The organism is Streptomyces sp. NPDC091292, from assembly GCF_044757265.1.
GTDB lineage: Bacteria > Actinomycetota > Actinomycetes > Streptomycetales > Streptomycetaceae > Streptomyces.
The window spans coordinates 379,026-405,477 of sequence record NZ_JBIVUQ010000002.1 but is presented as its reverse complement, the minus strand read 5'-3'; the positions used below and the strand labels follow the sequence as shown (position 1 = coordinate 405,477).

Sequence of the window (26,452 nt, the reverse complement as noted above, 5' to 3'; positions counted from 1 at the left end):
TCAGCCCTCCTGGAACCGGTCCCGCAGCTCCCGCTTGAGGATCTTCCCGCTGGCGTTGCGCGGCAGCGCGTCCACGAACACGATCCGCTTGGGCGCCTTGAAGGCGGTCAGCCGCTCACGGGCGTGGGCGATCAGCGCGTCCTCGGTGACCTCGCCGCCGCGGACGACGACGGCCGTGACCGCCTCGATCCAGCGCGCGTCGGGCAGCCCGATCACCGCGGTCTCGGCGACCGCCGGATGCGTGTACAGCGCGTCCTCGACCTGGCGCGAGGCGATCAGCACGCCTCCGGAGTTGATGACGTCCTTCACCCGGTCCACCACGGTGAGAAAGCCCTCCGCGTCCCGCACCGCGAGGTCCCCGGAGTGGAACCAGCCGCCCCGGAAGGCCTCGGCCGTCTCCTCCGGCTTGTCCCAGTAGCCCTCGCACAACTGCGGTGAGCGGTAGACCACTTCACCGGGTGTGCCGTCGGGGACGTCCTTGCCGGACTCGTCCACGACCCGGGCCTCGACGAAGAGGACGGGCCGGCCGCAGGAGTCCATGCGGCCCTCGTGCTCGTCCGGTCCGAGGACGGTCGCGAGCGGGCCGATCTCGCTCTGGCCGAAACAGTTGTAGAAGGCGAGCGAGGGCAGTCTGCTCCGCAGCCGTTCCAGGACGGGCACGGGCATGATCGAGGCGCCGTAGTACGCCTTGCGCAGACCGCCGAGGTCGCGGGTGGTGAAGTCGTCGCGCTGCGCGAGGCCGATCCAGACGGTCGGGGGCGCGAACAGGCTGTCGGCGCGGCCGGATTCGACCAGGTCGAAGATCTGTCCGGCGTCGGGCGCGTCCAGGATCGTGTTCTCGGCACCGACGGCGAGGTAGGGCACCAGGAAGACGTGCATCTGCGCCGAGTGGTAGAGCGGCAGCGAGTGCACGGGACGGTCCGCCGGCCGCAGATCCAGGGCGTGCAGGGCGCTGACGTACTCGTGGACGAGTGCGCGGTGCGTCATCATCGCGCCCTTGGGGAGCGCGGTCGTGCCGGAGGTGTAGAGGAGCTGGGCCAGATCCTCGGAGTCCGGTTCCGGACCGTCGTAGGGGGCGGTGGTCGCGAGGCGGGTCAGCAGCGAGGCGTCCGTGTCACGCAGCTCCAGGGTACGGACGCCCTCGGGCAGCCGTTCCGCGAGGGCGGGGTCGGTGAGGACGAGGGAGCTGCCGGACTGGTCGATCAGATAGGTCAGGTCGTCTCCGGTGAGGTTCTGGTTCACCGGCACATGGACGAGTCCGGCGCGGGAGCAGCCGAGGAAGGCGATCAGATAGGCGTCGGAGTTGTGCCCGTAGGCGGCGACCCGGTCGCCGGGGCGCAGTCCGGTGTCGCACAGGACGCGGGCAGCGCGGGACACCGCCTCGTCCAGTTCGGCGTACGACCAGGAGCGGTCCCGGTAGTGCAGCGCCGTGCTGTCGGGGGTGCGCCGGGCGCTGCGGCGCAGCATGCCGTCGACCGTGCTTGCGCGCCCGCTGTCCGCCGCCCTGGTCCGTCCCTCGGTCACCGTCATGGCGTGATCCTCGGCCGGGCGGTGCCGGAGGTCAAGGAGCGGTGTGTCCGTCGGGGCCGGTCACGGCCAGACGCGCGGGTCCGCGTGTGTCGCGCGCTGCGCGGGGGCTCCGGGTGCGTGCGGGGAGGCCGGGGCGGCGGGCTGGTTCCACTCGCCGTCGCCGAGGACCATCTCCGGGTCGAACAGGACGATGACGGCGGCCAGGACGAGGACCGAGACGGGTCCGGCGAGCATGGCGAGGAGGAACATCATCAGGTCCGTGGACGACGAGGAGGTTCCGCCGGTGCCGTCGAGGTGGACACCGACGGCGGCCATTCCGGTGTAGTGCATTCCGGTCACCGCGAGGCCCATGACGAGGCTCGCGCCGAGGCTGGCCCCGAGGCCGTGGATGGAGACGGCCGCCCACAGCGCCGCCGTCGCGGCGCCGACCGCGATGAGCACGGACAGGGCCACCGTCACGGCGTCGTATTCGAGGTGTCCCGGCACGTGGATGGCGCTCATGCCGAGGTAGTGCATGGCGGCGACGCCGAGTCCTGTGGTCACTCCGGCGACGCCGAGGGTGACGGGCGTGGCGCCCCGGTAGCCGACGATGAACACGCCGATGCCGACGACCACGATGGCGACGAGCAGGCTCAGGAGCGTCCTGGACGTGTCGTAGGTGAGGGTCGCGTCCTCGATGCTGAAGCCGATCATGGCGATGAAGTGCATCGTCCAGATGCCGGAGCCGATCGCCGTGGCGCCGAGGGCGAGCCAGCCCGCCTTGCGGGACTCGTTGCCGCGGCGCAGGGACCGCGTGGTGCACCGCAGCCCGAGCGCGGCCCCCAGACATGCCATCAAATAGGCCACCACGGGTGTGACGGCCCCGTAGTTGAAATCGTTGACTGTGGCTTCCATCGGACCCCATCCCCCTGAACGGCACGACGACCCGCGGACCTGGGGATCCAGGGCGAATCATGGAGATCCTATGGAGAAAGTGGAGTCCCGATGTGCACTTGCCCGCACCTGCGACCTAATCGATATCAAGCCATATGCCTCACGCATGAACCGCGCGGTCACACGATGCGTGTACGACCTTCCCAATAAGGGTCGCGCAGACGTCGCTTGTAGAGCTTGCCGTTGGGGTCGCGGGGCATCGTCTCGATGAAGTCGACGGACTTGGGCCGCTTGTAGCCCGCCAGGAGCCGTTCGCAGTGGCCGAGAATGTCCGCCGCGAGCGCTTCGCCGGGCGGGTGCCCTTCGGCGGGTTCGACCACGGCCTTGACCTGCTCGCCCCAGTCGTCGTGCGGGATGCCGAAGGCGGCGGCGTCGGCCACGGCGGGGTGGGTGAGCAGCGCGGACTCGATCTCGGCGGGGTAGATGTTGACGCCCCCGGAGATGATCATGTCGATCTTGCGGTCGCGGAGGAAGAGGTAGCCGTCCTCGTCCATCAGACCGAGGTCGCCGACCGTGAAGAAGTCGCCGATGCGGTTCTTCCGCGTCTTGTCCTCGTCCTTGTGGTAGCTGAAGCCGCCGGTGCTCATCTTCATGTAGACGGTGCCGAGTTCGCCGGGCGGCAGCCGGTTGCCGTCGTCGTCGAAGACGGCGAGTTCGCTGATGGGCCACGCCTTGCCGACGGTTCCCGGCTTCTTCAGCCAGTCCTCCGCGGTCGCGAACGCCCCGCCGCCCTCGCTCGCCGCGTAGTACTCCTCGACGCTGGGACCCCACCAGTCGATCATGGCGCGTTTCACATGGTCCGGACAGGGCGCGGCGCCATGGATGGCGTGCCGCATCGAGGACACGTCGTACCCGGCACGGACCGCCTCGGGCAGCGCGAGCAGGCGGTGGAACTGGGTCGGCACCATGTGCGTGTGCGTGCACCGCCGGGTGTCGATGAGGCGCAGCATCTCCTCGGGCGACCAGCGGTCCATCAGGACGAGCCGGTGCCCGATGTGCAGAGACGCGCCCGCGAACTGGAGCACGGCCGTGTGGTACAGCGGCGAACACACCAGGTGGACGTTGTCGTCGAAGGGCCTGATGCCGAAGATGCCGAGGAATCCGCCGAGATAGGTCTCCTCGGGCAGCTTGCCGGGCAGCGGGCGGCGGATACCGCGCGGGCGTCCCGTCGTACCCGAGGTGTAGTTCATGACCCAGCCGAGGGTCCGGTCGCCGGGCGCGGAACCGGGCTGACCGTCGAGGAGTTCGGCGTACGGGCGGAAGCCGGGGACCGCGCCGACCGCGTACCGCCGGCCGGCCGGGAGGCGTGCCTCGTCGGCGGCCGAGGTCGCGGCCTCGGCGAACCGCTCGTGCGCGACGAGGACCTTGGCGCCGGAGTCGGAGACGATCCAGGCGATCTCGGGGCCGACGAGGTGGTGGTTGACGGGGACGAGGTAGAAACCGGCCTGGGACGCGGCGAGGTACGCGGTGAAGAACTCGACGCCGTTGGGCAGGACCACGGCGAAGGCGTCGCCGCGTTCGAGTCCGGCGGCGCGCAGTCCGTGCACCAGTCGGTTGGCGCTCGCGTGCAGACGTCCGGCGGTCCACTCCTCGCCGTCGGGCGCCACGAGGACGGTGCGATCGGGGTCGGCCGCTGCCTGCGCCCAGAAGCCGTTGGGGGGCGTACTCATCTCGGTCTCCTCAGCCTCGTCCGGGGCGGTCGCCCTGTCCGGTACGGGGGTCTCGTCCGGCGATGCGGTTGACGCGGTCGATGGCCTGCTCGAAGCCGCGGGTGAGGTCGTCGAACACCTCCTGGACACTGCGTTCGCTGTTCATGCGGCCCACGATCTGGCCGACGGGCGTGCCGAGCAGGGGGTCCACCTCGTACTTCTGGATCCGCGAGACGGCCTCGGCGACCAGCAGGCCCTGGAGCGGCATGGGCAGGGTGCCGGGGCCGCTCGGGTCGTCCCAGGAGTCCGTCCACTCGGTGCGCAACTGGCGGGCGGGTTTGCCGGTCAGGGCGCGGGAGCGGACCGTGTCGCCGGAGCCCGCGGCGAGCAGCTTGCGGGTGAGCGCGGGCGAGTGCAGGTCGGCCTCGGTCGTGGTCAGCCACACCGACCCGAGCCAGACGCCCTGCGCGCCGAGCGCCAGCGCGGCGGCGACCTGGGCGCCGCTGCCGATACCGCCGGCCGCGAGCACGGGCAGCGGGTCGACGGCGTCGACCACGTCAGGGGTGAGGACCATGGACGCGATCTCGCCGGTGTGCCCGCCCGCCTCGTAGCCCTGCGCGACCACGATGTCGATGCCCGCGTCGGCGTGTTTCCGGGCATGCCGGGCGCTGCCCGCGAGCGCGGCGACGAGGACGCCCCGGTCGTGGGCGCGGGCGATGACGTCGGCGGGCGGCGAGCCGAGTGCGTTGGCCAGGAGGGCGATCGGGTAGTCGAAGGCCACGTCGAGCTGGTTGCGGGCGACCTCTTCCATCCAGCCGGTGATGCGCCAGCCCGACGCCTCGCCCTCGGCGAGGTCGGGGACGCCGTGTTTGGCGAGGGTGTCCCGGACGAACTGCCGGTGCCCTTCGGGGATCATCGCCTCCACATCGGCCTCGGTCACGCCCTCGACCTTCTTGGCGGGCATCACGACGTCGAGCCCGTACGGCCGTCCGCCGGTGTGCTCCTGCATCCAGTCGAGGTCGCGGGCGAGGTCGTCCGGCGCGGTGTAGCGGACCGCGCCGAGCACCCCGAGGCCGCCGGCCCTGCTGATGGCGGCGGCCACCGCGGGGAACGGCGTGAAGCCGAAGACGGCGTGTTCGACTCCCAGTCTGTTGCTCAGCTCCGTCTGCATGCGCGCAGGATGCCGCAGCCGTCCGGCCGACGGAAGAGATTTTCTGATACAGCGTCAGATTCTTTGCCCGGGTGGCGAATCGGCGCCGTTCGGCGACTCCCGGGACGTCGTTCGGTGACTTTCGGGGCGCCGGACGGTCCGCGTCCTTGACAGGGCCGACACCTGACAAGAAAGTTTCATGGTCGATCGAGATCCCGAAAGATTCTTTCAGGAGGGTTGATCCATGGTTGCGGACACGGGGAGCGACGGGGTCAGCAGACGCGGTCTGGGGGCGCGGGTCCTGGCCTGGGGCGGCGCCCTGGCACTGGTCCCGTTCGCCGCGGGACCGGCGCAGGCGGTGTCCCGGACGGGTGCCGGGTCCGTCGGTGTGGGAGGCGGCGCGGTGAGCGGAGCGGGGAGCGGCGTGGGCGGGGCGGGCTCGCGGGCGGGGCATCCGACGCTGCGGCGGGGGTCGCCCGAGCGGGCCGGGCTACTCGCCGGGCATCTGCGGCAACTGGTCACCGACGCCGAGAAGTTCCTCGGCCCCTCGCCCAAACACCCTTGGTACGCGGGCGCCGTGCTCCTCGCCGGGCGGGGCGGCACGGTGGCGCTGCACCAGCCGATCGGGATGGCGGTGCGCTACTCGGCGTACGACGAGAAGACCGACACCGGTGTGGAGTTCCCGGCGGACCGGCAGATCCCGATGGCCGAGGACACCGTCTTCGACCTGGCGTCCGTGTCCAAGCTGTTCACCTCGATCCTCGCCGTGCAGCAACTGGAACGCGGAGCACTGGAGTTGGAGGCGAAGGTTGCCTCGTATCTGCCGGACTTCGCGGGCGCGGGCAAGCAGGACATCACGATCCGCCAGCTCCTGACGCACACCTCGGGCTTCCGCGCCTGGATCCCCCTCTACAACGAGCCGACGCGCGAGGGACAGCTCCGGCTCATCTGGAACGAGGCCCCGCTCAACCCGCCCGGCACCAAGTACCTCTACTCCGACCTCAACCTCATCTCGCTCCAACTTGTCCTGGAGAAGATCACCGGCCGCGCCCTCGACACCCTGCTGCGCACGGAGATCACCGACCCGCTGGGGATGCGCCGCACCCGCTACAACCCGCCCGCCTCCTGGAAGCCGAAGATCGCAGCCACCGAGGACGAGCGGGCGCCGTGGTCGGGGATGAACCGGGGGCTCGTCTGGGGTGAGGTCCACGACGAGAACGCGTTCGGCTTCGGGGGCGTCGCCGGTCACGCGGGCGTCTTCTCCTGCGCCTGGGACCTCGCGATCCTCGGGCGCACCCTGCTCAACGGCGGCGCGTACGGCAAGGCCCGCGTCCTGGCACCCGAGTCGGTGGAGCTGATGTTCACCGACTTCAACACCGCCTTCCCCGGCGACGAGCACGGGCTCGGTTTCGAGCTGTACCAGCACTGGTACATGGGCGCGATGGCGACCCCGCACACGGCGGGGCACACCGGGTTCACCGGCACCTCGCTGGTCCTCGACCCGACGACCGACTCCTTCCTCGTCGTCCTCGGCAACTCGGTGCATCCCGTGCGCAGTTGGCGATCCGGCTCCGCTCCCCGGGTCGCCACGGCGAACGATCTGGCGCGCGCGGTACCGGTACGCCCGGCGAAGGGCGGTACGGCCTGGTTCTCCGGCATGGCGAGCGCGACGTCGGCGACGCTCGCACTCCCCGCCGTGTCCCTCCGCTCGGACCGCGCCCGGCTGCGCTGCTCCCTGTGGTGGGACACGGAACCGGGCTCCGACGTACTGCGCCTTGAGGCGTCCACCGACGACGGCACCACCTGGCAGCCCGTCCCCTTCACCACCGTCCGCAAGGACACCGCACCGCAGGACCACCCGGCGGGCTCGGCCACCGGCTGGTCGGGCCGTACCTGGCACCGCCTCACGGCCGACCTCGCCACGTGGCGCGGACAGCCGCTACGGCTGCGCTGGCGCTACACCACGGATCAGCTGTACGTGGGCCGGGGGGCGTACGTCGACGAGCTGCGGGTCGAGGACGGCGGCCGGGTGGTGTTCGACGAGACGCGCGGCCGGGACAGGGGGCGGATCGAGGCGGCGGGGTGGGCGCTTTCGGCCGACTGAGCAGGGCCCAGGGGGGCGGGCAGTGCGCGAAGCGGGTGCCCGAAGCGGCCGATGGTGCCGCGGACGGCAGCCCGTGAGGAACCGCCCGTCACCCACTTGCGTCTCTCCGGACACTCAAGATCACGCACGAGATCACGCACGCGTCCGGAGGAACCCCGCACATGCCGCCCCTGGCCACCCGCCATCTGTACCTCGCACGGCACGGTGAGGCGTCACCCGACGAGACCGCGCTGACGGACGACGGACAGCGTCAGGCGGTGCTCCTCGGCGACCGGCTCCGGCGCGTCCCTCTCTCCGTGATCCGGCACGGCCCGCTGCCGCGGGCGGAGGCGACGGCCAGGCTGATCGGCGGGCGACGGGACGACGCCGTACCGCTGGAGGTGTCCGAGCGGGCCGGGGACTACGTACCGTATGTGGCGCAGCGGCATGAACTCCCGCCGGAGTCCGCCGACATGTTCCTCGACCGCCTCGCGGATCTCTCGCCCGAGGAGCGCGCGGACGGTCCCGCCCTCGCGCGGCGGGCGCTGGCCGAGTTCAGCGGACCGGTCCTGGCCGACGAGCCCCGCCACGAGTTGGTCGTCACCCACGCGTTCCTGGTCGGCTGGCTCGTCCGGGCGGCGCTCGACGCCCCGAACTGGCGATGGATGGGTCTCCACGTCGCCAACGCCGCGCTGACCGTGATCCGTTACGCACCCGGCCGGCCCGCATCGGTGGCCCAGTTCAACGACATGGCACATCTGCCGGCAGACCTGCGCTGGACGGGCTTCCCGAGCGACTTCCGCGTCTGAAGCGGCGCGGGCGCGCGTTACGTCGGCGCGGCCGAATCCGGCCAGAAGTAAACAACGTAAGTTACTCGTGAGTTTTGATTGACGGGTACATCTGTCGCTTCTTAGTGTTCCGTTCAATCGAACGGCGTACCTGTCATCGGAACGGATGTGGGTGCCGACCCTCGGATTGGGGGGAGCATACGTGACGACTTCTGACATCAGGACCCTGCTGTCGCCGGTCAGCCTGGACCGGGTCCGTCTGCGCAACCGGGTGTTCGTTCCCGGGCACACCACCAATTTCGGCCAGGACAACCGGCCCACCGAACGCCACGCCGCCTACCACGCGGAGCGCGCACGCGGTGGGGTCGGCCTGATCATCACCGAGGGCATCCGGGTCCACCCGACCAGCGCGGGGCGCCACATCAGCCTCGGCAGTTTCGACGACTCGTCCATCCCGGCGTACGCGGCCGTGGCCGACGCGGTGCGGGCCCACGGCGCGCGCCTCTTCGCCCAACTGCTGCACACCGGCCGGCAGGCCGCCGGTGAAGCCACCCGCACCGCCGCCTGGTCACCGGGCACCACCCCCTGGACGGCCGGGGTCCACATCCCGCACGCCATGGGCCGCCGGGACATCGCCCTCGTGGTGCGTGCCTTCGGCGCCGCGGCCCGGCGGATGCGGCAGGCGGGTTACGACGGCGCCGAGATCCATCTCGGCCACGGCCACCTGATCGAACAGTTCCTGTCACCGTTCACCAACACCCGTACCGACGCATACGGCGGCGGCCCTGACGGGCGGCTCCGCTTCGCCCGCGAGGTGCTGACGGAGGTGCTTTCGCAGGCACCGGACCTGCCCACGGGCATCCGCATCAGCGCCGACGAGTTCCTGCCCGGAGGGCTCACGCCGCCCGACATGGTCGAGATCGTGGGCCGGCTGCGCCAGGAGTTCCCGCTGCTGTACGTGCACGTCAGCCACTCCGCGTACCACGGCAGCTATTCGCTGGGCACCCAGATGGCGGACATGAGTTTCGCGCACGCGCAGTTCCGCCACCACGCGGCGCTGTTCAAGAAGGAGTTCCCGGAACTCCCCGTGCTCGCCGTGTGCCGGCTCGACAGCCTGCCCGAGGCGGCCGAACTCGTCGCGGCCGGCGACGCGGACCTCGTCGGCCTCGCCCGCCCGCACATCGCCGATCCGCATCTGGTCCGCCGCGCCCAGGAAGGCCGTCCGCACGACGTCCGCTCCTGTGTCGCGTGCAACCAGGGCTGTGTCGGACGGCTGGAGGCGAACCTGCCGATCTCCTGCGTCGTCAACCCCGAGGTCGGCGCCGAACGGGAGTGGGCGCGGCTGCGCGCCACCGTGTCGGCGCCTGCGGGCCCCGACCCGGTCAGGCGCGTCCTGGTCGTCGGCGCGGGCCCGGCCGGGATGGAGGCCGCCCTGGCCGCGGACCGGGCCGGGTACGAGGTCACCCTCGCCGAGGCCGGTCCCGCGCTCGGCGGCCGGATCTCCGTCGCGGCCACGGTGCACGGCCGGGAACGACTCGCCCTGATGGTCACCGACCTCGCCCGCGAACTCGACGGCTCCGCCGTGCGGGTGCGGCTGGGCGAGCGGGTGACGGCGGCCGATCTGCTGCCGGGCGGGCGATGGGACGGATTCGATGATGTGGTCGTCGCGACCGGTGCCCGCCCCTCGAAGCGCGAACTGCCCGGCGGGTCACCGGTGTTCGACGTCCTTGAGGCGGTCGCCGCGCTGCCGGATCCCGTCTCGCCGCTGCGCGGCACCGTGCTCGTCCGCGACGACCAGGGCTCCTGGGCCGCCGCCTCCGTCGCCGAGCACCTGGCACGCAACGGCGCCCAGGTACACATCCTGTCGCCGACCGCTTCGTTCGCCTCGAAGATCACCACGTACTCCAAGCTCGCTCTGGCGAGCCGGCTCGGGGAGCTGGGGATCAGGTCGCACCTCATGCGGGAGGTCGCGGCGGCTCGCGAGCACACTGTCGTCCTGCGGGACACGCTCAGCGGCCACACCGAAGAACTCACCGGCGTCACGGCCGTCGTGGACGTGGGACCGCCGGTGGCCGACGACGGACTGTACCGGGCGCTCGACGCCCGGGACGACGCACCTCGCGTCCATGTCGTCGGCGATGCCAACGCCCCGCGCACCGCGCTGGAGGCCGTGTACGAAGGCCGGCTCGCCGGAACCTTCCTGACCGACGCCGTCACCGCCGCCGGACTCCTCGTACCCCAACCCCTCTGACCCCTCGAACCCTCTCACCGCTCCACCGACGCACCGCTTCTCCGCAGGGCCGGCCGATCCACAGGCCCCCCTCTCCCCCGAGGCGATCCTCGACGCAACCCGTCGCACCAGGACCGCTCCCCACGGGCCGCCCCGCACCCCGCGAAGGCGCAGGCCCGGAGCCTCCACCGTGCCCCGCCGCGGTGTCACGTATCGCCGTCACGTTCCCGGGCCGCCGCTGTGCGCTCTGCCGCCGTTCCCCTCTCCGGCCGCCGTACACCCGCCGCCCCCGCCCGAACAGGAGAGATACATGATCGACATCGAGGACCAGCTGACCCTCGACGAACGCTCGGCCGTCGACTACGTCCTGACGCTGCGCAAGCGGTGGTCCGACACCGTCTACCCGGCGCTCGCCGCCGAGTACGCGGCGACAGGACCGGCGGCCGGCACGGTGGACCGCGCCACCGACCGCATGCGGGAGCTGAGCCTGTACCCCTGGTACAGCCACCTGGAGCGGGTCCAGCAGAAGATGCTGTGGAAGACCGTCGGCGAGGCCGTCGTGCACCGCGGCGAGCAGTTGCGCGAGCAGTTGGAGAAGGTGCCGGAGACGCCTCGGGGGCGCCTCGTGCTCGACCCCGACCTCGCGCTGCCCACCTGGTACACGGACTACGACATCCACATCCAGCCCGGCAGCTTCTACTCCGACGACCTGAGCGCCTACGTCTACGAGCTGGGCGCGCGGATCGTGATGCTCCGCGACAACGACGGCTACAAGTTCCACCGGCTGTTCGCCGAGACCGCGCTGCCCGACGTGCCCGGCGCCACCCGCGTCCTGGACGTCGGCTGCGGCTTCGGCAAGTCGACCCGTCCCCTGGTGGACAAGTACCCCGGCGCCGAGGTCATCGGCGTCGATCTCGCGGCCCCCGGACTGCGTCTGGCGCATGCCGAGGCGGAGGCCGGGGAAGCGGCCGTCACCTATCTCCAGGCGGACGGCCGTGCCACGGGTCTTGAGGACGCGTCGTGCGATGTCGTCACCGGCACCATGGTGCTGCACGAGATCCCCGCCGACGCGGTCCGCGCGACCATCACCGAGGCGGCCCGGCTGCTCAAGCCCGGCGGCACGATGAGCTTCCTGGAGTTCCACACCACCGGCGACCCGTTCCGCGACGCCACGATCCACGAGCACGCCGAACGCAACAACGAGCCGTTCTTCCGCGACCTGTTCGCGACCGACCTGCTCGGTCTGTGCGCCGATGCCGGACTGACCGGAGCCGAGTGGACGCCGTTCGACGAGCGCCGTGACGGCAAGCGGCCCGAGGGCTGGGGCGACCGCCGCGAGTGGCATTTCCCCTGGGCTGTCCTGACCGCCACCAAGCCGGGGAACTGAGGCCGCCATGACCGAGGAGTTCGACTACTTCCGCGACCGCGACACCGGCAAGCTGTTCGACCTGCTGCTCCAGGTCAGCACCGAGGCACACGTCGTAGACCAGCGCCTCTACGCCATGGAGGCGCTGCTCGTCCGGCACGGGATTCTCGCCGAAGGCGAACTGGACGCCCTGCGGCCGAGCGAGGCGGAGCAGCGCGTACTGGACGGCCGGCGCGAGGCCGCCGTCGCCCGGCTCGTCCGGATCATCACCGAGTCGGGACCCGCCGAGCGCCCCCTGCGCGACCAGTGGGAAGCGACTCTGGGCAAGCGGGCCGGCTGATGACCGCCGTACCGCACACACTTGCCGATCCCGCGGCGACACCGCCCACCCCCGCCACCATGGTCGACCGGTACCTCCAGCTCTGCGAGGACCGCGACCTGGACGAGGCGGGGAAGCTGCTCGCCCCCGCTGCCCGCCTGGTGTTCCCGGGAGGCGCCGCTTACGGCTCCCTGCCCGACATGGTCGCCGGGCAGCGCGGCCGGTACCAGTGGGTCCGCAAGCGGCGCGACCGGTACTTCGACGGCTCCACCCCGGACGGTCTGGTGACCGTCACCTCGCTCGGCACGCTCTACGGCCAGGACCGGGACGGAGAGCCCTTCGAGGGCATCCGCTACGCCGATGTCTTCGTGCTGCGTGACGGACTCATCGCCGAACAGCACATCTACAACGACCTCGCCGAGACCGGGATCAGCGCCCCGGCCGGCGGCCGACCCCGCCCGAGACCCACCGAAGTCGAGACCACCGAAGAGCAGAGGTACCGAACATGAAGCTTGCCCTGAGACTGGGCGCCGGCGCCGCGGCCCTCTCCACCATGACCGTCCTCGCCGCCTGCGGCGGTGGCTCGTCCGGCTCCGCGTCCTCGGACAACGGCTCCGGAAAGAAGTCGGCGACCGTCGAACTCGCCATCGCCTCCGCCGTCATCGGGCCGAAGGAAGAGGTCGCCACCTACTCCGTCGCCAAGGAGGAGGGCTACCTCGCCGACGAGAACCTCGATGTCAAGACCATCAACACCGACGGATCGGTCGCCGCCATCCAGGCGGTCGCGTCCGGCAGCGCCGACATCACCCCCGCCGACGCGAGCGCCATCCTCGCCGCGCGGGAGAAGGGCGTCCCGGTCGTCGCGGTCGGCGGTCTGGTGCAGAACTGGCCGTGGCGCATCGCGACGCTGCCGGGCGGCAAGGTCGCGAGCGCCCAGGACCTCAAGGGGAAGAAGATCGGCGTCATCAGCCTCGCGTCGGGCTCGGCACCGTACGCCCGCGCCTTCGTGCAGGACGCGGGCCTCGACCCGGAGAAGGACGTCGACCTGCTTCCCGTCGGGGTCGGCAGCCAGGCGCTGTCCGCGCTGGAGAGCGGCAAGGTGGACGCGCTGGCCCTGTACACGCAGGCGTACACCACGCTGGAGCTGACCGGGAAGAAGTTCACGTACCTCCCGAACGGTGACCGCTTCCAGGGGATCCGCTCCCTGGCGTACGCGGTGCGTGAGGACACCCTGCGGCAGAAGAAGGACGAGATCACCCGGTTCCTGCGGGCCTCGTACAAGGGGCTGCTGTTCTCCGCCGTCAACCCCGAGGCCGCCATGCGCGACGGGTACCGCGTCTTCCCGGCGATCCTCTCCGGCAAGAGCGCCGACGAGCGCGTCAAGAACGACAGCACGATCCTCGAAACCTGGGTGAAGTCGGCCGTACCCGCCGAGGGCGCGCCGGAGTCCTTCAAGGACTGGGGCGCCGTCAGCGACGCGGAGTGGAACAAGACGGCCGACTACATGAAGTCGTCCGGAACGATCACCAAGGACCCCGACCTCAAGAAGCTGTGGGACGGCAGCCTCCTCAAGGGCGCCAACGACTTCGACGCGTCGGCCGTGATCAGCAAGGCCAAGAGCGCGACCAAGTAACCGGCGGCGAGCCGGAGAAGGAAGGCAGGGGGCCACCATGGCCATGAAGACTCTCGGTCGTCGCCGCCAGAGCGTGGCAGCCGCCGCTCCGGAGGCGGACGAGAACCGCTGGATCGAAATCGCCGGTCTGCACAAGGTCTACCGGCCCCGCAAGTCCGAACCCACCCATGCGCTGTCCGCCATCGACTTCGCGGCGCGGCGGGGTGAGTTCATCTCGGTCGTCGGCCCCTCGGGCTGCGGCAAGACGACGCTGCTGAAGATCCTCGCCGGGCTCGTCCCCAAGACGGAGGGGACGGTCCGGGTCGCCGGGCGGGACGTGGAGGGTCCGCTGCCCGAGGTCGGCATGGTCTTCCAGGCGGCAACCCTCCTGCCGTGGCGCACCATCCTGCAGAACGTGATGGTGCCGGCGGAGATCCAGCGGCTCGACAAGACCGTCTACCGGGACCGGGCCGGTGACTTGTTGCAGATGGTCGGCCTGGGCGGGTTCGAGGACAAGTACCCGGACGAGCTGAGCGGCGGCATGCAGCAGCGGGCCGGTATCTGCCGGGCGCTGGTCCACGACCCGGCGGTCCTGCTCATGGACGAGCCGTTCGGCGCGCTCGACGCCATGACGCGCGAGTACATGAACGTCGAACTCCTGCGGATCTGGCGGGAGAGCGGCAAGACCGTCGTCCTCGTCACCCACTCCATCCCCGAAGCCGTGTTCCTCTCCGACCGGGTGGTCGTCCTCAGCCCGCGTCCGGGCCGGATCGCGGAGGTCATCGACATCGATCTCGAACGCCCGCGCGACCTCAGCGTCATGGCCTCCGACCGGGCCGGCGTCTACGTCGAACGGATCCGCAAGTACTTCCACGCCCACAGCGTGATCGACTGATGAGGCCGCCCATGACGACGACCAAGGAAGCCCAGGACCAGGGCGGCGCCGGATCGGTGCCCGCCGCACGGGACGACGGGACGCCCGCCCCGGACGTGAAGGCCGCCGCCCGTGGCCGGCGGGACCTGCGGGACCACCCCGAGTGGGTGCTGGTTCCGGGTGTCTTCGTGGCCGTCGTCCTCCTGTGGCAGTTCCTGGTCCCCGCGCTCGGTGTCGACGAGTACGTGCTGCCGCGCCCCAGCCAGATCGTCGAGGCGCTGGGCACGCAGCTGTCCGACGCGATGTTCTGGACGCATATGAAGGTCACCCTGCTGGAGTCGCTGTACGGCTTCGCGCTGGGGGTCGGCACGGCTCTGCTGCTCGGCACCGCGATCTCCCAGATCAGGTTGGTCGAGAAGACCCTGATGCCGTACATCGTGGCCTTCCAGACCGTGCCGAAGGTGGCCCTCGCACCGCTGTTCGTGGTCTGGTTCGGCTTCGGTATGACCAGCAAGGTCGTGATGGCCGCGGTCATCTCGTTCTTCCCGATGCTGGTCAACGTGGTCGAGGGGCTGCGGTCGGCGGACGCCGACCGGGTGCAGATGCTGACCGTGTTCGGGGCGAGCAAGTTCGACGTGTTCCGCCGGGTGCGGCTGCCGAGCGCCCTGCCGTTCATCTTCGCCGGACTCGACATCGGCATCGTCTTCGCGATCCTCGGCGCGGTGGTGGGCGAGTTCATCGGCGCGAAGGAGGGCCTGGGGTATCTGCTGCTCCAGACCAACTACAACTTCGACATCGCCGGGATGTTCGCGGTCCTCGTGGTCCTTTCGGTCCTCGGTCTGATCGCGCACTTCCTCATCCGTACCGCCCAAAAGCGCTTCGCCTTCTGGGCCGAGGACAACACGGTGATCGGAGCGTGAGCACCGTGCAGACCGACCCCGCCCCCTTCACCGACCCCGTCCACTTCGACGGCAGGGTGGCCCTGGTGACCGGGGCCGCCCGGGGTATCGGCGCCGCCATCGCGGTACGGCTCGCCGAACTGGGCGCCACCGTCGCCGTCGCCGACATCGTCCCCGAGGACCGGTGGGACGACGCCCTGCCCACCGGCGGCCCGCACACCCGGCACCGACTGGACGTCCGCTCCGCCGAGTCGTGCGCCCGCGCGGTCGAGGAGGTCCTTGCCGCGCACGGCCGCCTCGACCACCTCGTCAACAACGCCGGGATCGTCGGCAGGGGCCCTGCCGCGACGCTGGACGAGGAGGACTTCACGCGCGTCATCGACACCAACCTCACCGGCACCTTCCGGATGTCCCGCGCCGCCTACCCCGCACTGCGCGCCGCGGGCGGGGCCAGCATCGTCAACATCGGCTCCACCAACGGCCGCATCGCGGTACTCGACAGCCTCGGCTACTGCGTCAGCAAGGCGGGCGTGATGCACATGGCCCGCGTCCTGGCCCTGGAGTGGGCGCCCGACGGCATCCGCGTCAACGCGGTCGGCCCGACGATCGTGCCGACCGGCATGACGGAGGACGTCCGGGCGGACGAGGCGTACATGGCGGACAAGATGGCGAGCATCCCGCTCGGCCGTATGGCGAGCGCCCGCGAGGTCGCCCTGACCGTCGCCCATCTCCTCAGCCCGGCGGCTGCCATGACGACCGGTCACACGGTGTTCGTGGACGGAGGAGTCCTCATCCACTGACCGGCCACCTGACTCGTGCCTGAAACGTACATGCCGACCGTGTGTCCCGAAAGGAGTACCGCGCATGCCCGAGTTCGATCTCGACGCCGCCCTCGCAGCGGTCGACGAGCACTTCGACACCTTCGTCGCCGAACTCCAGGAACTCTGCCGCATCCGCAGCAGGCGCCAGGAGCCCGAACAGATGGCCGCCACGGCCGCGTTCCTCAAGAACTCCGTGGAGCGCTGGGGCGGCACCGCCGATGTCATCGGGTGGGAGCATTCCCATCCGTACGTCCTCGCCGAGATCGGAGGTGGGCGGGGTGACGGTGAGCCGGCTGGTGGCGGTGGGAGGCGTCTCCTCCACTTCAATCACTACGACGTCGAGGTCGAGCCGACCGGCGACGAATCCCGGTGGATCAGCCCGCCGTACGCCGCCGCGATCCACGACGGGCGGCTGTACGCGCGGGGTGTCGCCGACGACAAGGGCGCCCTGATGTCGCGGGTGCACGCCGCGGCCGTCTGGCGGCTGTCGGGTCAGGAACCCCCGGTCACCAGCCGGTACATCATGGAGGGCAAGCAGTGGCTGCACAGCCCCGGGCTCGGCAGCTTCGTCGCGGCGCACACGGACCGGCTCGCCGCCGACGCGGCCCTGTGGGAGAACTCCTGGTGCGACGGTGAGGGCCGTCCGCTGCTGAAGCTGGGCGAGAAGGGCATCCTCTACCTGCGGCTCACCTCGGCCCCTCTCACCCGCGAACTGACCAGCCAGAACACCGCGCTGCTGCCGTCCGCCACCACCCGGCTCACCGGCGCGCTCGCCGCGCTCGTCCACCCCGACGGCACCCCCGCCGTGAAGGGCTTCGCGGACGACGCCCGGGTCCCCACCGACGCGGAGCGCGCCCTGCTGGAGCGGATGCCGTTCGACGGCGCGTTCCTGAAGGACCGGGCCGGTGTCGACGCCTTCCGGGGCGGTCTGAGCGACACCGAGGCGGCCGTCGCCATCCGTACCGTCCCGACCCTCACCGTCACCGGTGTCGAGGGCGGCGACACCACGGACGACGTCACCCTCGGCATCCCCGCCACCGCCACCGCCAAGGTCGAGATCCGTCTGGTGCCCGGCCAGGACCCGGACCGGGTGCTGGCGGCGGTCCGCGCCCATCTCGTGGAGGCGGGCTTCGGGGACATCGCCGTCGCGGTGATGGCCACCAGCGCACCGCACTTCACCGACCACACCGACCCGTTCGTGGCTCTCGTCGCGGAGACCGCGCGCGCCGCCTACGGCGCCGAACCCCTCGTCGAGCCGTACACGCAGTGGATCGGCAACCAGGGCGTGCTGGCCGGTCTGCCCATCGTGGGCGTGGGTGTCTCCCGCGCCGACGCCGGTATCGACGGTCCGAACGAACACATACGCCTGGAGGACTACCGCATGGGCATCAAGCACGTCGTCCGGATCATGGCGGCGCTGGCGGTGACGACCGCGTGAACATCCAGGCCGCCACCCGAGCCACCCCGTCGGCTCAGGCCACCCACATGAAGGGCGCCTCGCACCGCGGGTACCTCGAACTGCCCTGGGGCCAGGTCCACTACCGCCGTTCCGGCGCCGCGCACGGCCCCGCGCTGGTCATCGTCCACCAGTCGCCGCTGTCCTCCGCGACCTACGAGCCGGCCATGGCCGCGCTCGCCGCGCACGGACTGCACACCGTCGCGATCGACATCCCCGGCTTCGGCATGTCGGACTCCGCACCGGGCCCGTGGTCCATCCCGGAGTACGCGGAGGCGCTGTGGCGGATCGTCGGTGAACTCGGCCTGGAACAGGTGCACTTCCTCGGCCAGCACACCGGTGCGATCATCGCCGCCGAGGCGGCACGGGCGCGGCGCGACCGCGTCCTGAGCCTGATCTTCCAGGGCATTCCGCTCTACGGCGACGAGGAGCGCGCCGAGAAGGCCGCCGGCTACGCGCCCGGCTACACCCCCGCCATCGACGGCGGCCATCTGAAGGTCGTGTGGGACCGGATCCGTTGGCTCTACCCCACGATCTCCGCCGAGTCGTGCAGCCGCCAGGTCGCCGAATACCTCAGCGTCGGCCCGGACTACGGAGTCGCCTACCGCGCCGTCTTCGCCCACCGGGCCGACACCGAAGCCCTCAAGGGCGTACCGACGCTGCTCCTGCACGGCGGCGACGACGTCCTCGACCGTATGAACGACGTCGTCACCGCGGCGTTCCCGGACGCGCCGCTGGTCCGTATCACGGGCGGCACGGACTTCGTCGCCGAGGAGAAGCCGCAGGAGTTCGCGGACGCCGTCGCCGCCCATGTCCTGGCGCACACCCATGTCCCCGACTCCGGGGCAGGCAGAGGCAGTATCGAGGTCACCACGGAGGTGACCGGCGACGCCTGACGCCACCCGCCGTGCCCCATCACGCAGACCCCGCACAGGCGGGCCGACCGACCGAGGAACCCCATGACCAGCGATGACACCGAAGAGCAGTCGAACCGCAACCGCTCCGGGATCGCCCGCGCGCTCGCGGTGATCGACGCCATTGGCCGCGCCCCGCACGCACAGGGCGTCTCGGTGATCGCTCGGGAGACCGGCCTGCCGAAGGCGGTGACGCACCGCATCCTGCGGGAGCTGGTGGCCGGCAACTTCCTCGCCTTCGACGAGGAGACCAAGGTCTACCGGATGGGTCCGGGCGCCCTGAACATCGGGCTCGCCGCGATGCGTGAACTCGACATCGCCTCCATCGCCCACCGGCATCTGGTGGCGCTGTCCGAGCGCACCGGGCAGACCGCGACCCTCTCGATCCGGCAGGGCTGGTCACGTGTGTACGTCGACCAGGTGCTGTCCCGTCAGGAGATCCGGATGTCCGTCGCGCTGGGCACGAGCCACCCGTTGCACGCCGGTTCCTCGTCGAAGGCCATCCTGGCCGCCCTTCCCGACTCCGAGCGCGAGGACTACATCGCGCACCACAGCCTGGACAGCGTCACCGACGCCACCATCACATCGGCTGACACCCTGCGCGACGAGATCTCCACGATCCGCGCCGTCGGCTACGCGGTGAGTGTCGGTGAGCGGCAGGTGGAGGCGGCCAGTGTGGCCGCCGCTCTGCACGGGCCGATCGGTCAGGTCGTCGGCTCCGTGTCGGTCTGCGGGACGAAGAACATGTTCAGCGAGGCGGGCAGCCGTCAGCTCGGTGAATGGGTCGCACGGGCCGCCGCCGACATCTCCGCCGACCTCGGCGCCGTACGGGACACCGCCGGGGAACGAAAGGACACACCATGACGACACCGGCGCAGGCCGCGCCCCACGACAGCGCCCCGGGCTCGGGCCCGTTGCAGGGCATCCGGGTCATCGACGCCTCCACCATCCTCGCGGGTCCGCTCTGCGCTCAACTGCTGGGCGACTTCGGCGCCGACGTGATCAAGATCGAGCACCCGGTCGCCGGGGACGGGATGCGGGGACACGGCGAGTCGAAGAACGGCGTACCGCTGTGGTGGAAGGAGATCTCCCGGAACAAGCGCACCGTCGGCCTCAGCCTGTCCGACCCGGACGGCGCCGCTCTCTTCCGCCGTCTCGTGGCGGGCGCCGACGTGCTGGTGGAGAACTTCCGCCCGGGAACCCTGGAGCGCTGGGGTCTGGGGCCCGACGTCCTGCACGGGATCAACCCCGGCCTGGTGGTGGTCCGGGTCACGGGCTTCGGACAGAGCGGCCCCTACGCGTCGCGGGCCGGTTTCGGCACCCTCGCCGAGGCGATGAGCGGCTTCGCCCATCTGACCGGCGACCCCGAAGGCCCGCCCACGCTCCCCGCGTTCGGCCTCGCCGACACCATCTGCGGGATCGCCGCGTCCTCGGCCGCCACGATGGCGCTGTACCACCGGGAGCGCGACCCGCACCACCGGGGCCAGGTGGTCGACCTGAGTCTGATCGAGCCCATCATGGCCGCCGTGGGCCCCGCGCCGACGGTCTACGACCAGCTCGGCACCGTCCAGCACCGGCACGGCAACCGCTCCACCAACAACGCCCCGCGCAACACCTACCGCACCTGCGACGGCCACTGGGTCGCCGTCTCGACCAGTGCGCAGCGGATTGCCGAACGTGTCCTGCGGCTGGTGGGCCACCCCGAGTTGGTCGAGGAGGACTGGTTCGCGAGCGGAGCGGGCCGGGCGGCGCACGCAGACCTGCTGGACGAGGTCGTCGGGGGCTGGATAGGCGAACGCACCCGCGAGAAGGTCGTCGCCGAGTTCACCGCGGCCGGGGCGGCGGTGGCGCCCGTCTACGACGCGCGGGACCTGGTCGAGGACCCCCATGTGCGGGCCACCGGCATGCTCACCGCCGTCGAGGACGACGACTTCGGTCCGCTGCTCATGCACAACGTGATGTGGCGGATGTCGAGGACCCCCGGCGAGATCCGCTTCACCGGACGCGCGCAGGGGGCCGACACCGACGACGTACTCGCCGGAGAACTGGGTGTGGGAGCCGAGGAGTTGGCCGACCTGCGGGAACGCGGGGTCGTCTCCTGAGCCGCACCCGGGCCGCCGCCGGGCGGCGCACGGCAGCACACAGCACCACCGAGAGAAGGACGGGACGTACGTGAGTACCACAGCATCCATCACCGAACCCGCGCGCACGGGCCCCCGGGACCCGCTGCTGGCAGCGGTGCGCGAGGGGGTACGGGTCCTCGACCTGGGCCGCCGGCTCTACACGGGGATGCCCCAGTCGCCGAACCACCCCGCGTACTGGCACACCCTGCCGCGCCGGCACGGCGACCGGGTGCGTGCGGACGGCGGTTCGGCGGCGAACGACATGCTCGTCATGGGCACCCATGTCGGCACGCACATCGACGCCCTGGCGCATGTCTCCCACAACGGCAAGCTGCACGGCGGGGCCGACGCACGGGCCGCGGGCGAGGGCGGTCTGTACGCCGAGCACGGCGTCCACACCATCGCCCCGATGGTGCGCCGCGGTGTGCTGCTGGACATACCGGCGGCGCTCGGCGCCGAGGTCTGCGAGCCCGGTTACGAGATCACCCCGGCCGACCTGGAGGCCGCCGAACGTCTCCAGGGCACCGGTGTGGAGCGCGGTGACGTGGTGCTCGTCCGCAGCGGCTGGGGGCGGCAGTTCGACGCGCCCGTACGCGAGACCTTCGTGGGCCACGACTCGGGTGTTCCGGGTGTCGGTGAGGCGGGCGCGCGGTGGCTGGCCGCGCGCGGGGTGCACGCGGCCGGCGCGGATTCCATCGCCTTCGAGCGGCTGGCCCCGGGCGCGGGCCACAGCAGCCTGCCGGCCCACCGGGTGCTGCTGGTGGAGGCGGGGATCTACATCATCGAGACCCTGGACCTGGAGGAGATCGCGGCTGAGCGGGTGTACGAGTTCACTTTCGTGCTGTCGCCGCTGCCGCTGTTCGGGGCCACGGGGTCGCCCGTGCGTCCGCTGGCCGTGGTGGGGGGATCGGCGGCCGTGGTGAACGGTCGGGCGGTCGGGGACGGTCATGGCTGAGCACACTCTCGCCCGGCAGCTCGCCGACTTCGCCGCCGACACCTCGTACGAGAGCCTGCCGGACGAGGTCACCGCCAGCGTCCGCAAGCGCGTCGTGGACGTGCTCGGTCTGTGTGTCGCCGCCCACCGGCTGCCCACATCGGCGGCGATCGTCGCGCAGGTGCGGGAGCAGGGCGGCCGGCCGCAGGCCACCGTCGTCGGGGGTGGCCACACACTCGTGCCCGCGCCGCTCGCCGCGCTCGCGAACGGCGTCCTCGCCCACTCCCTCGACTACGACGACACCCACCTGCCGTCCGTGCTGCACCCCAGCGCCTCCGTCGTGCCCGCCGCCCTCGCGGCGGCCGAGACGGCGGGCGCCGACGGCCGTGCGACCATCCGGGCGATCGCCGTGGGCCTGGAGGTGTGCGTACGCCTCGGTATGGCCGGCTACGACCAGGAGTCCGGCAACTCCACCTTCTTCGAGCACGGCCAGCACGCCACCTCGATCTGCGGTGCGCTCGGCGGGGCCGTCGCCGCCGGGCTGCTGCTCGGCCTGTCGTCCGACGGCCTGGTGGACGTCCTCGGTGTCGCGGCCTCCATGGCCGGCGGCATCATCGAGGCCAACCGCACGGGCGGTACGGTCAAACGGCTGCACTGCGGTCTGGCCGCGCAGTCGGCCGTCACGGCCGCCCAGTTGGTGGGCCGCGGCTTCACCGGACCGCCGACCGTCCTGGAGGGCCGCTTCGGTTTCTTCGAGGCGTTCCTGCACGGCGCCTACGATCCGGCGGCCGTCACCGGGGGTCTCGGCACCGAGTGGGCCGTACCGGGCATCTTCTTCAAGCCGTACCCGGCCAACCACTTCACGCACACGGCCGCCGACGCCGCCATGGCGCTGCGGGCGCAGGGGCTCGACCCGGCCCGGGTGGAGCGCCTGGTGCTGGGCGTGCCGGCGCCGGTGATCCGCACCATCGGTCAGCCCATCGAGCGCAAGCGGGCGCCCGAGACGGGTTACCAGGCCCAGTTCTCCGGCCCCTATCTGGTCGCCGCCGGACTCCTCGGCGGAGGCGGTGGACTCGGCCTCGGCCTCGACGACTTCACCGACGCACTCGCCCGGGACCCGGCCCGACGGGAACTCATGGCGAAGGTGGAGGTGGTCGCCGACGAGACGGCCACCGGCATCTTCCCCGCGCAGTTCCCCGCGGTGCTCACGGCACATGACACCGACGGCCGCGAGTGGCGGGAGGAAGTGCTCAGCAACCGGGGCGGTCCCGGCCGCCCGCTGTCGGACGGTGAACTCGCCCTGAAGTTCCGCGACAACGTGTCCGGGCGGCTGTCCGACGCGGCCGTCGACCTCGTGATGGAGCGCGGCCTGCGCCTCGGTGAACTCGACCGCATCCAAGACCTGCTCCGGCCCGTGGCCGAGCTGAACCCCGTGGCAGGAGGCCATCATGACTGAGTACGCATCCGAGCACGCCGCCGAGTCCGCCCCCGTGTACGACCTTGTGGTGAAGAACGTCCGGGTCGTCACCGACGAGCGGGACGAACCGCTGAGCGCCGACATCGCCGTCCGCGACGGGAAGATCGCCGAGGTGGCGCCCGGCATCGATGTCACCGCTGCCCGTGAGGTCGTGGACGGCGGGGGGAAGCTGGCCTTCCCGGGCGTCGTGGACGCCCACCAGCACTGGGGCATCTACCACCCGCTGGACGAGGACGCCGCCGCCGAGAGCCGCGCCTGCGCCCAGGGCGGCGTCACCTCCGCCCTGACCTATATGCGCACCGGGCAGTACTACCTCAACAAGGGCGGCCCGTACGCCGAGTTCTTCCCCGAGGTGCTGGAGAAGACGGCGGGCCGGGCCCATGTGGACTACGCCTTCCATCTCGCCCCCATGTCCAAGGGCCACATCGCCGAGATCCCCGGTCTGGTACGGGAGCACGGTGTCACCTCGTTCAAGGTGTTCATGTTCTACGGAAGCCATGGCTTGCACGGCCGCTCCGCCGATCAGAGTTCCTTCCTGATGACGCCGGAGGGCGAGCGCTACGACTACGCCCACTTCGAGTTCGTGATGCGCGGTGTGCAGGCGGCCCGCGAGGAGTTCCCCGAGATCGCCGACCAGATCTCGCTGTCCCTGCACTGCGAGACGGCCGAGATCATGACGGCGTACACGAAGATGGTGGAGGAGGCCGGCGACCTGACAGGGCTGGCCGCGTACAGCGCGTCCCGCCCGCAGCACTCCGAGGGCCTGGCCGTCTCCATCGCGTCCTACCTCGCCCACGAGACCGGTCTGCCCACCATCAACCTGCTGCACCTCTCCTCGCGCAAGGCGGTCGACGCGGCGGTGCGCATGAGCAGGGCGTTCCCGCACATCGACTTCCGGCGGGAGGTCACGGTCGGCCATCTGCTCGCGGACATCGACACCGCGCACGGCATCGGCGGCAAGGTCAACCCGCCGCTGCGGCCCCGCGAGGACGTCGAGGCATTGTGGGAGTACGTGTTGGACGGCACCGTCGACTGGGTCGTCTCCGATCATGCGTGCTGCCGCGACGAGGTGAAGTTCGGCGAGCCCCGGGACGACGTCTTCCTCGCCAAGTCCGGCTTCGGCGGCGCCGAGTACCTGCTGCCCGGCATGGTCACCGAGGGCACCCGGCGGGGGCTGTCCCTCGGCCGGATCGCCGCCCTGACGGCCTGGAACCCCGCACAGCGCTACGGCCTGCCCACCAAGGGCCGGATCGCCGCCGGATTCGACGCCGACATCGCGCTGGTCGACCCGGACCGGACCTGGACCGTCCGCGCCGCCGCATCCGAGTCCGCGCAGGAGTACACGCCCTTCGAGGGCTTCGAGCTGACCGCCCAGGTCACCGACACCTTCCTGCGGGGCAACCGCGTCCTCACCGACGGAAAGATCACCGGGGAGCCCCGCGGGTCCTATCTGCACCGCCCGACCGGTGGCTGACGGGTGAGATCCGCGCTGTATGTGCCGGGTGACCGGCCGGACATGCTGGCCAAGGCCCCGGACCGGGGCGCCGACGCGGTGATCGTGGACCTGGAGGACGGTGTCGCGCCCGGCGCCAAGGAGCGTGCCCGTGCCACCAGTGCGGAGTGGCTGGCGGGCCTTCCGCCGGCCGGTTCCGGTACCGGCTCCCGGACCGGGCCCCAGGTCTGGATCCGGATCAACCCCGGTCCCCAGGGGCTGACCGACCTCGGCGCGGTGGCACTGCCCGCCGTGCACGGCGTGATCGTGGCCAAGACGGAGACGGTCGGCGATCTGACCGCCGTGGCCGACGCGCTGTCCTCTGCTCCCTGGATCGCGCTCTGCCCGCTGCTGGAGAGCGCGGCGGCGCTGCTGTCCGCGCCGCTCATCGCCCGAGGGCCGCGCGTGACGCGGATGCAGTTGGGCGAGGCCGATCTGCGCGCCGACACGGGCATCGAACCCGGCCCGGACGAACGGGAGTTGCTGTGGCCCCGGTCGCACCTCGTCCTGGCCTGCGCGGCCGGCGGTCTGGCGGCGCCGCTCGGCCCGGTCAGCACCGACTTCCGTGACCTGGACGCGCTGCGCCGTTCGACGGCGGCACTGAAGCGCCTCGGCTTCGGCGGCCGAGCCTGCATCCACCCCGCACAAATCCCCGTCGTCAACGAGGTGTTCACCCCGACCGCCACCGAACTGGATCGGGCCCGCGCACTGGTGGCCCGCTTCGAATCGGCCGGTTCGGGCGTGGCCGTGGACGAAGCGGGCCGGATGATAGACGAGGCGGTGATGCGCAGCGCCCGCCGGATACTGGCTGCCGCCGGGGGCGCGGGGTGAGGGTGTCCGCGGTGCGGCGTTGTCAGTGCCGGGTCGTACATTCGCCGCATGGGAACGTACCTATGCAGCGTCGACTCCGACGAATGGTCGGACGAAGACATCCTGGCGCCGGCCGCACGGTTGCTCGACCCCGAGCTGGCCAAGCGCGGTCTCCCACCCTGCCCCCCACCTGGTCCGGGGGTGCCTCGCTACTGTGACAACCTCGGCCTCTGGTTAGACGAGGTCGAGGCTGTCACCGACCCTCCCGGCGCCTGGGCCCAGGATCTGGATGCCGCGTTCTACACGGCGCTGTACCTCCGCGCCGCCGAGCACGCGCTCCGCCAGCGGTGTCCGGTCAACTACGTCTGATCCACCCGAGGGGCGAAGTCCATGCCCGCTCACCCGGATTCGCCGCTGCCCAGCGTCCGTTCCCATCTGATCTCGCCGTCCTGCGTGCGGTCCGTGGGGGTCAGGCCGCAGGCTGTGGCGACGGCTGCGGATGCCTCGTGGTCGGGGTGTACGTGTGCCACGACTACGTCGATCGGCTGACGTTCCAGCCAGGCCGTCAGCGCCATCGCTGCCTCCTTGGCGAGACCTCGCCCCTGCCACCTCGTACCGACGACCCAGGCGATCTCGGCCTGCCGGCCGTCGGGAGAGGGGCCGATCGTCGCCTGCACGGTGCCTGCCAGGCATGTTTCGTCGCGGAGACGGAGCACCCAGTTGCACCAGCTCACGGCGGGGTCGGGTGAGCCGGTCACCATGCGGTGGTAGCGGGCGCGCAGGGCGTCCGGGGGCTCCGGGGCGCCGCCGATGAAGGTGTGCAGGGCGGGGTCGGACAGGACGCCGGCCATCTCGTCGGCGTGCTCGACCTGGAGTGGCAGGAGGTCGAGTCGGCGGGTGGCGAGTTCGGTGGCCGGGATGCGGGGATCTGTCACGGGGTTCCGAATTCTTGTGAGCGGTGTTCTCGCGGTCGGTCCTGCTGGGGCGATCGC

Annotated in this window: 24 protein-coding genes; 19 read left to right on the top strand and 5 right to left on the bottom strand. The window is 71.2% G+C overall.

All coding sequences use genetic code 11. The annotated features are described in order from the left end of the window. The 4 genes from ACIQNU_RS09920 to ACIQNU_RS09905 form a co-directional block, all read right to left on the bottom strand. Entirely contained in the window at window positions 1-1,530 is a 1,530-nt protein-coding gene (locus tag ACIQNU_RS09920) for an acyl-CoA synthetase (protein ID WP_401363506.1), read from the bottom strand. A gap of 60 nt (window positions 1,531-1,590) precedes the next feature. Beyond that, the gene (locus tag ACIQNU_RS09915; protein WP_401363503.1) at window positions 1,591-2,424 is read right to left on the bottom strand and encodes an MHYT domain-containing protein; all 834 of its coding nucleotides are present in this window, start codon (window positions 2,422-2,424) and stop codon (window positions 1,591-1,593) included. Window positions 2,425-2,582: 158 nt separating this feature from the next. Further along, complete coding sequence (locus tag ACIQNU_RS09910) at window positions 2,583-4,133, bottom strand: acyl-CoA synthetase (RefSeq protein WP_401363500.1); 1,551 nt, start codon at window positions 4,131-4,133, stop codon at window positions 2,583-2,585. A 10-nt stretch (window positions 4,134-4,143) separates the two neighbouring features. After that, window positions 4,144-5,283, bottom strand: a complete 1,140-nt coding sequence (locus ACIQNU_RS09905) for an NAD(P)H-dependent flavin oxidoreductase (RefSeq protein ID WP_401363497.1) — start codon at window positions 5,281-5,283, stop codon at window positions 4,144-4,146. Between the two features lie 223 nt (window positions 5,284-5,506). On the opposite strand from ACIQNU_RS09905, the gene ACIQNU_RS09900 reads away from it, so the two are divergent. The 19 genes from ACIQNU_RS09900 to ACIQNU_RS09810 all read left to right on the top strand — a co-directional run bounded on the left by ACIQNU_RS09900 (window position 5,507) and on the right by ACIQNU_RS09810 (window position 25,829). Continuing rightward, window positions 5,507-7,366 (top strand): serine hydrolase, encoded by a 1,860-nt coding sequence (locus tag ACIQNU_RS09900; RefSeq protein WP_401363495.1) that lies wholly within the window; start codon window positions 5,507-5,509, stop codon window positions 7,364-7,366. A gap of 161 nt (window positions 7,367-7,527) precedes the next feature. After that, window positions 7,528-8,154 (top strand): histidine phosphatase family protein, encoded by a 627-nt coding sequence (locus ACIQNU_RS09895; protein ID WP_401363492.1) that lies wholly within the window; start codon window positions 7,528-7,530, stop codon window positions 8,152-8,154. A gap of 181 nt (window positions 8,155-8,335) precedes the next feature. Continuing rightward, the gene (locus tag ACIQNU_RS09890; RefSeq protein ID WP_401363490.1) at window positions 8,336-10,384 is read left to right on the top strand and encodes an FAD-dependent oxidoreductase; all 2,049 of its coding nucleotides are present in this window, start codon (window positions 8,336-8,338) and stop codon (window positions 10,382-10,384) included. A 289-nt stretch (window positions 10,385-10,673) separates the two neighbouring features. Beyond that, a complete protein-coding gene (locus tag ACIQNU_RS09885) occupies window positions 10,674-11,750 on the top strand; it encodes a class I SAM-dependent methyltransferase (RefSeq protein WP_401363487.1) in 1,077 nt (358 codons plus the stop codon). A gap of 7 nt (window positions 11,751-11,757) precedes the next feature. After that, a complete protein-coding gene (locus ACIQNU_RS09880; protein ID WP_401363485.1) occupies window positions 11,758-12,069 on the top strand; it encodes a hypothetical protein in 312 nt (103 codons plus the stop codon). After that, window positions 12,069-12,557 (top strand): nuclear transport factor 2 family protein, encoded by a 489-nt coding sequence (locus ACIQNU_RS09875; RefSeq protein WP_401363483.1) that lies wholly within the window; start codon window positions 12,069-12,071, stop codon window positions 12,555-12,557. Before ACIQNU_RS09880 ends, ACIQNU_RS09875 begins: the two co-directional genes overlap by 1 nt. Further along, window positions 12,554-13,681 (top strand): ABC transporter substrate-binding protein, encoded by a 1,128-nt coding sequence (locus ACIQNU_RS09870; RefSeq protein ID WP_401363480.1) that lies wholly within the window; start codon window positions 12,554-12,556, stop codon window positions 13,679-13,681. The genes ACIQNU_RS09875 and ACIQNU_RS09870 overlap by 4 nt, the downstream gene beginning before the upstream one ends. A gap of 37 nt (window positions 13,682-13,718) precedes the next feature. Next, complete coding sequence (locus ACIQNU_RS09865) at window positions 13,719-14,555, top strand: ABC transporter ATP-binding protein (protein WP_401363477.1); 837 nt, start codon at window positions 13,719-13,721, stop codon at window positions 14,553-14,555. A gap of 11 nt (window positions 14,556-14,566) precedes the next feature. Further along, complete coding sequence (locus tag ACIQNU_RS09860; RefSeq protein ID WP_401363474.1) at window positions 14,567-15,454, top strand: ABC transporter permease; 888 nt, start codon at window positions 14,567-14,569, stop codon at window positions 15,452-15,454. Beyond that, window positions 15,451-16,233 (top strand): SDR family NAD(P)-dependent oxidoreductase, encoded by a 783-nt coding sequence (locus ACIQNU_RS09855; RefSeq protein ID WP_401363471.1) that lies wholly within the window; start codon window positions 15,451-15,453, stop codon window positions 16,231-16,233. Before ACIQNU_RS09860 ends, ACIQNU_RS09855 begins: the two co-directional genes overlap by 4 nt. 64 nt (window positions 16,234-16,297) lie before the next feature. Further along, on the top strand, window positions 16,298-17,692 hold the full coding sequence (locus tag ACIQNU_RS09850) for a M20/M25/M40 family metallo-hydrolase (RefSeq protein ID WP_401363469.1): 1,395 nt from the start codon (window positions 16,298-16,300) through the stop codon (window positions 17,690-17,692). Continuing rightward, window positions 17,689-18,606, top strand: coding sequence for an alpha/beta fold hydrolase (locus ACIQNU_RS09845; RefSeq protein WP_401363467.1), 918 nt, complete (start codon window positions 17,689-17,691; stop codon window positions 18,604-18,606). Before ACIQNU_RS09850 ends, ACIQNU_RS09845 begins: the two co-directional genes overlap by 4 nt. A 63-nt stretch (window positions 18,607-18,669) precedes the next feature. Continuing rightward, window positions 18,670-19,488, top strand: coding sequence for an IclR family transcriptional regulator (locus tag ACIQNU_RS09840; protein ID WP_401363465.1), 819 nt, complete (start codon window positions 18,670-18,672; stop codon window positions 19,486-19,488). Then, window positions 19,485-20,726, top strand: a complete 1,242-nt coding sequence (locus tag ACIQNU_RS09835; protein WP_401363463.1) for a CaiB/BaiF CoA transferase family protein — start codon at window positions 19,485-19,487, stop codon at window positions 20,724-20,726. The genes ACIQNU_RS09840 and ACIQNU_RS09835 overlap by 4 nt, the downstream gene beginning before the upstream one ends. 70 nt (window positions 20,727-20,796) lie before the next feature. Beyond that, window positions 20,797-21,702: a cyclase family protein gene (locus ACIQNU_RS09830; RefSeq protein ID WP_401363461.1), complete on the top strand. Its 906-nt coding sequence runs from the start codon at window positions 20,797-20,799 to the stop codon at window positions 21,700-21,702. After that, the gene (locus tag ACIQNU_RS09825; RefSeq protein ID WP_401363459.1) at window positions 21,695-23,137 is read left to right on the top strand and encodes an MmgE/PrpD family protein; all 1,443 of its coding nucleotides are present in this window, start codon (window positions 21,695-21,697) and stop codon (window positions 23,135-23,137) included. Before ACIQNU_RS09830 ends, ACIQNU_RS09825 begins: the two co-directional genes overlap by 8 nt. Further along, window positions 23,130-24,632: a dihydroorotase family protein gene (locus ACIQNU_RS09820; protein ID WP_401363456.1), complete on the top strand. Its 1,503-nt coding sequence runs from the start codon at window positions 23,130-23,132 to the stop codon at window positions 24,630-24,632. The genes ACIQNU_RS09825 and ACIQNU_RS09820 overlap by 8 nt, the downstream gene beginning before the upstream one ends. Window positions 24,633-24,635: 3 nt before the next feature. Further along, on the top strand, window positions 24,636-25,481 hold the full coding sequence (locus ACIQNU_RS09815) for an HpcH/HpaI aldolase/citrate lyase family protein (RefSeq protein WP_401363453.1): 846 nt from the start codon (window positions 24,636-24,638) through the stop codon (window positions 25,479-25,481). A gap of 48 nt (window positions 25,482-25,529) precedes the next feature. After that, window positions 25,530-25,829: a hypothetical protein gene (locus ACIQNU_RS09810; RefSeq protein WP_401363450.1), complete on the top strand. Its 300-nt coding sequence runs from the start codon at window positions 25,530-25,532 to the stop codon at window positions 25,827-25,829. Between the two features lie 29 nt (window positions 25,830-25,858). On the opposite strand, the gene ACIQNU_RS09805 is transcribed toward ACIQNU_RS09810, so the two are convergent. Further along, the gene (locus ACIQNU_RS09805) at window positions 25,859-26,395 is read right to left on the bottom strand and encodes a GNAT family N-acetyltransferase (protein ID WP_401363447.1); all 537 of its coding nucleotides are present in this window, start codon (window positions 26,393-26,395) and stop codon (window positions 25,859-25,861) included. Window positions 26,396-26,452: the final 57 nt, after the last annotated feature.

Bases quoted from the DNA above. Each gene is read 5' to 3' on its own strand.
- ACIQNU_RS09870 (WP_401363480.1), top strand. From the start codon at position 12,554: ATGAAGCTTGCCCTGAGACTGGGCGCCGGCGCCGCGGCCCTCTCCACC.
- ACIQNU_RS09905 (WP_401363497.1), bottom strand. From the start codon at position 5,283: ATGCAGACGGAGCTGAGCAACAGACTGGGAGTCGAACACGCCGTCTTC.
- ACIQNU_RS09915 (WP_401363503.1), bottom strand. From the start codon at position 2,424: ATGGAAGCCACAGTCAACGATTTCAACTACGGGGCCGTCACACCCGTG.
- ACIQNU_RS09900 (WP_401363495.1), top strand. From the start codon at position 5,507: ATGGTTGCGGACACGGGGAGCGACGGGGTCAGCAGACGCGGTCTGGGG.
- ACIQNU_RS09880 (WP_401363485.1), top strand. From the start codon at position 11,758: ATGACCGAGGAGTTCGACTACTTCCGCGACCGCGACACCGGCAAGCTG.
- ACIQNU_RS09860 (WP_401363474.1), top strand. From the start codon at position 14,567: ATGACGACGACCAAGGAAGCCCAGGACCAGGGCGGCGCCGGATCGGTG.
- ACIQNU_RS09820 (WP_401363456.1), top strand. From the start codon at position 23,130: ATGACTGAGTACGCATCCGAGCACGCCGCCGAGTCCGCCCCCGTGTAC.
- ACIQNU_RS09810 (WP_401363450.1), top strand. From the start codon at position 25,530: ATGGGAACGTACCTATGCAGCGTCGACTCCGACGAATGGTCGGACGAA.
- ACIQNU_RS09910 (WP_401363500.1), bottom strand. From the start codon at position 4,133: ATGAGTACGCCCCCCAACGGCTTCTGGGCGCAGGCAGCGGCCGACCCC.
- ACIQNU_RS09825 (WP_401363459.1), top strand. From the start codon at position 21,695: ATGGCTGAGCACACTCTCGCCCGGCAGCTCGCCGACTTCGCCGCCGAC.
- ACIQNU_RS09835 (WP_401363463.1), top strand. From the start codon at position 19,485: ATGACGACACCGGCGCAGGCCGCGCCCCACGACAGCGCCCCGGGCTCG.
- ACIQNU_RS09895 (WP_401363492.1), top strand. From the start codon at position 7,528: ATGCCGCCCCTGGCCACCCGCCATCTGTACCTCGCACGGCACGGTGAG.
- ACIQNU_RS09875 (WP_401363483.1), top strand. From the start codon at position 12,069: ATGACCGCCGTACCGCACACACTTGCCGATCCCGCGGCGACACCGCCC.
- ACIQNU_RS09865 (WP_401363477.1), top strand. From the start codon at position 13,719: ATGGCCATGAAGACTCTCGGTCGTCGCCGCCAGAGCGTGGCAGCCGCC.
- ACIQNU_RS09885 (WP_401363487.1), top strand. From the start codon at position 10,674: ATGATCGACATCGAGGACCAGCTGACCCTCGACGAACGCTCGGCCGTC.
- ACIQNU_RS09840 (WP_401363465.1), top strand. From the start codon at position 18,670: ATGACCAGCGATGACACCGAAGAGCAGTCGAACCGCAACCGCTCCGGG.
- ACIQNU_RS09920 (WP_401363506.1), bottom strand. From the start codon at position 1,530: ATGACGGTGACCGAGGGACGGACCAGGGCGGCGGACAGCGGGCGCGCA.
- ACIQNU_RS09850 (WP_401363469.1), top strand. From the start codon at position 16,298: ATGCCCGAGTTCGATCTCGACGCCGCCCTCGCAGCGGTCGACGAGCAC.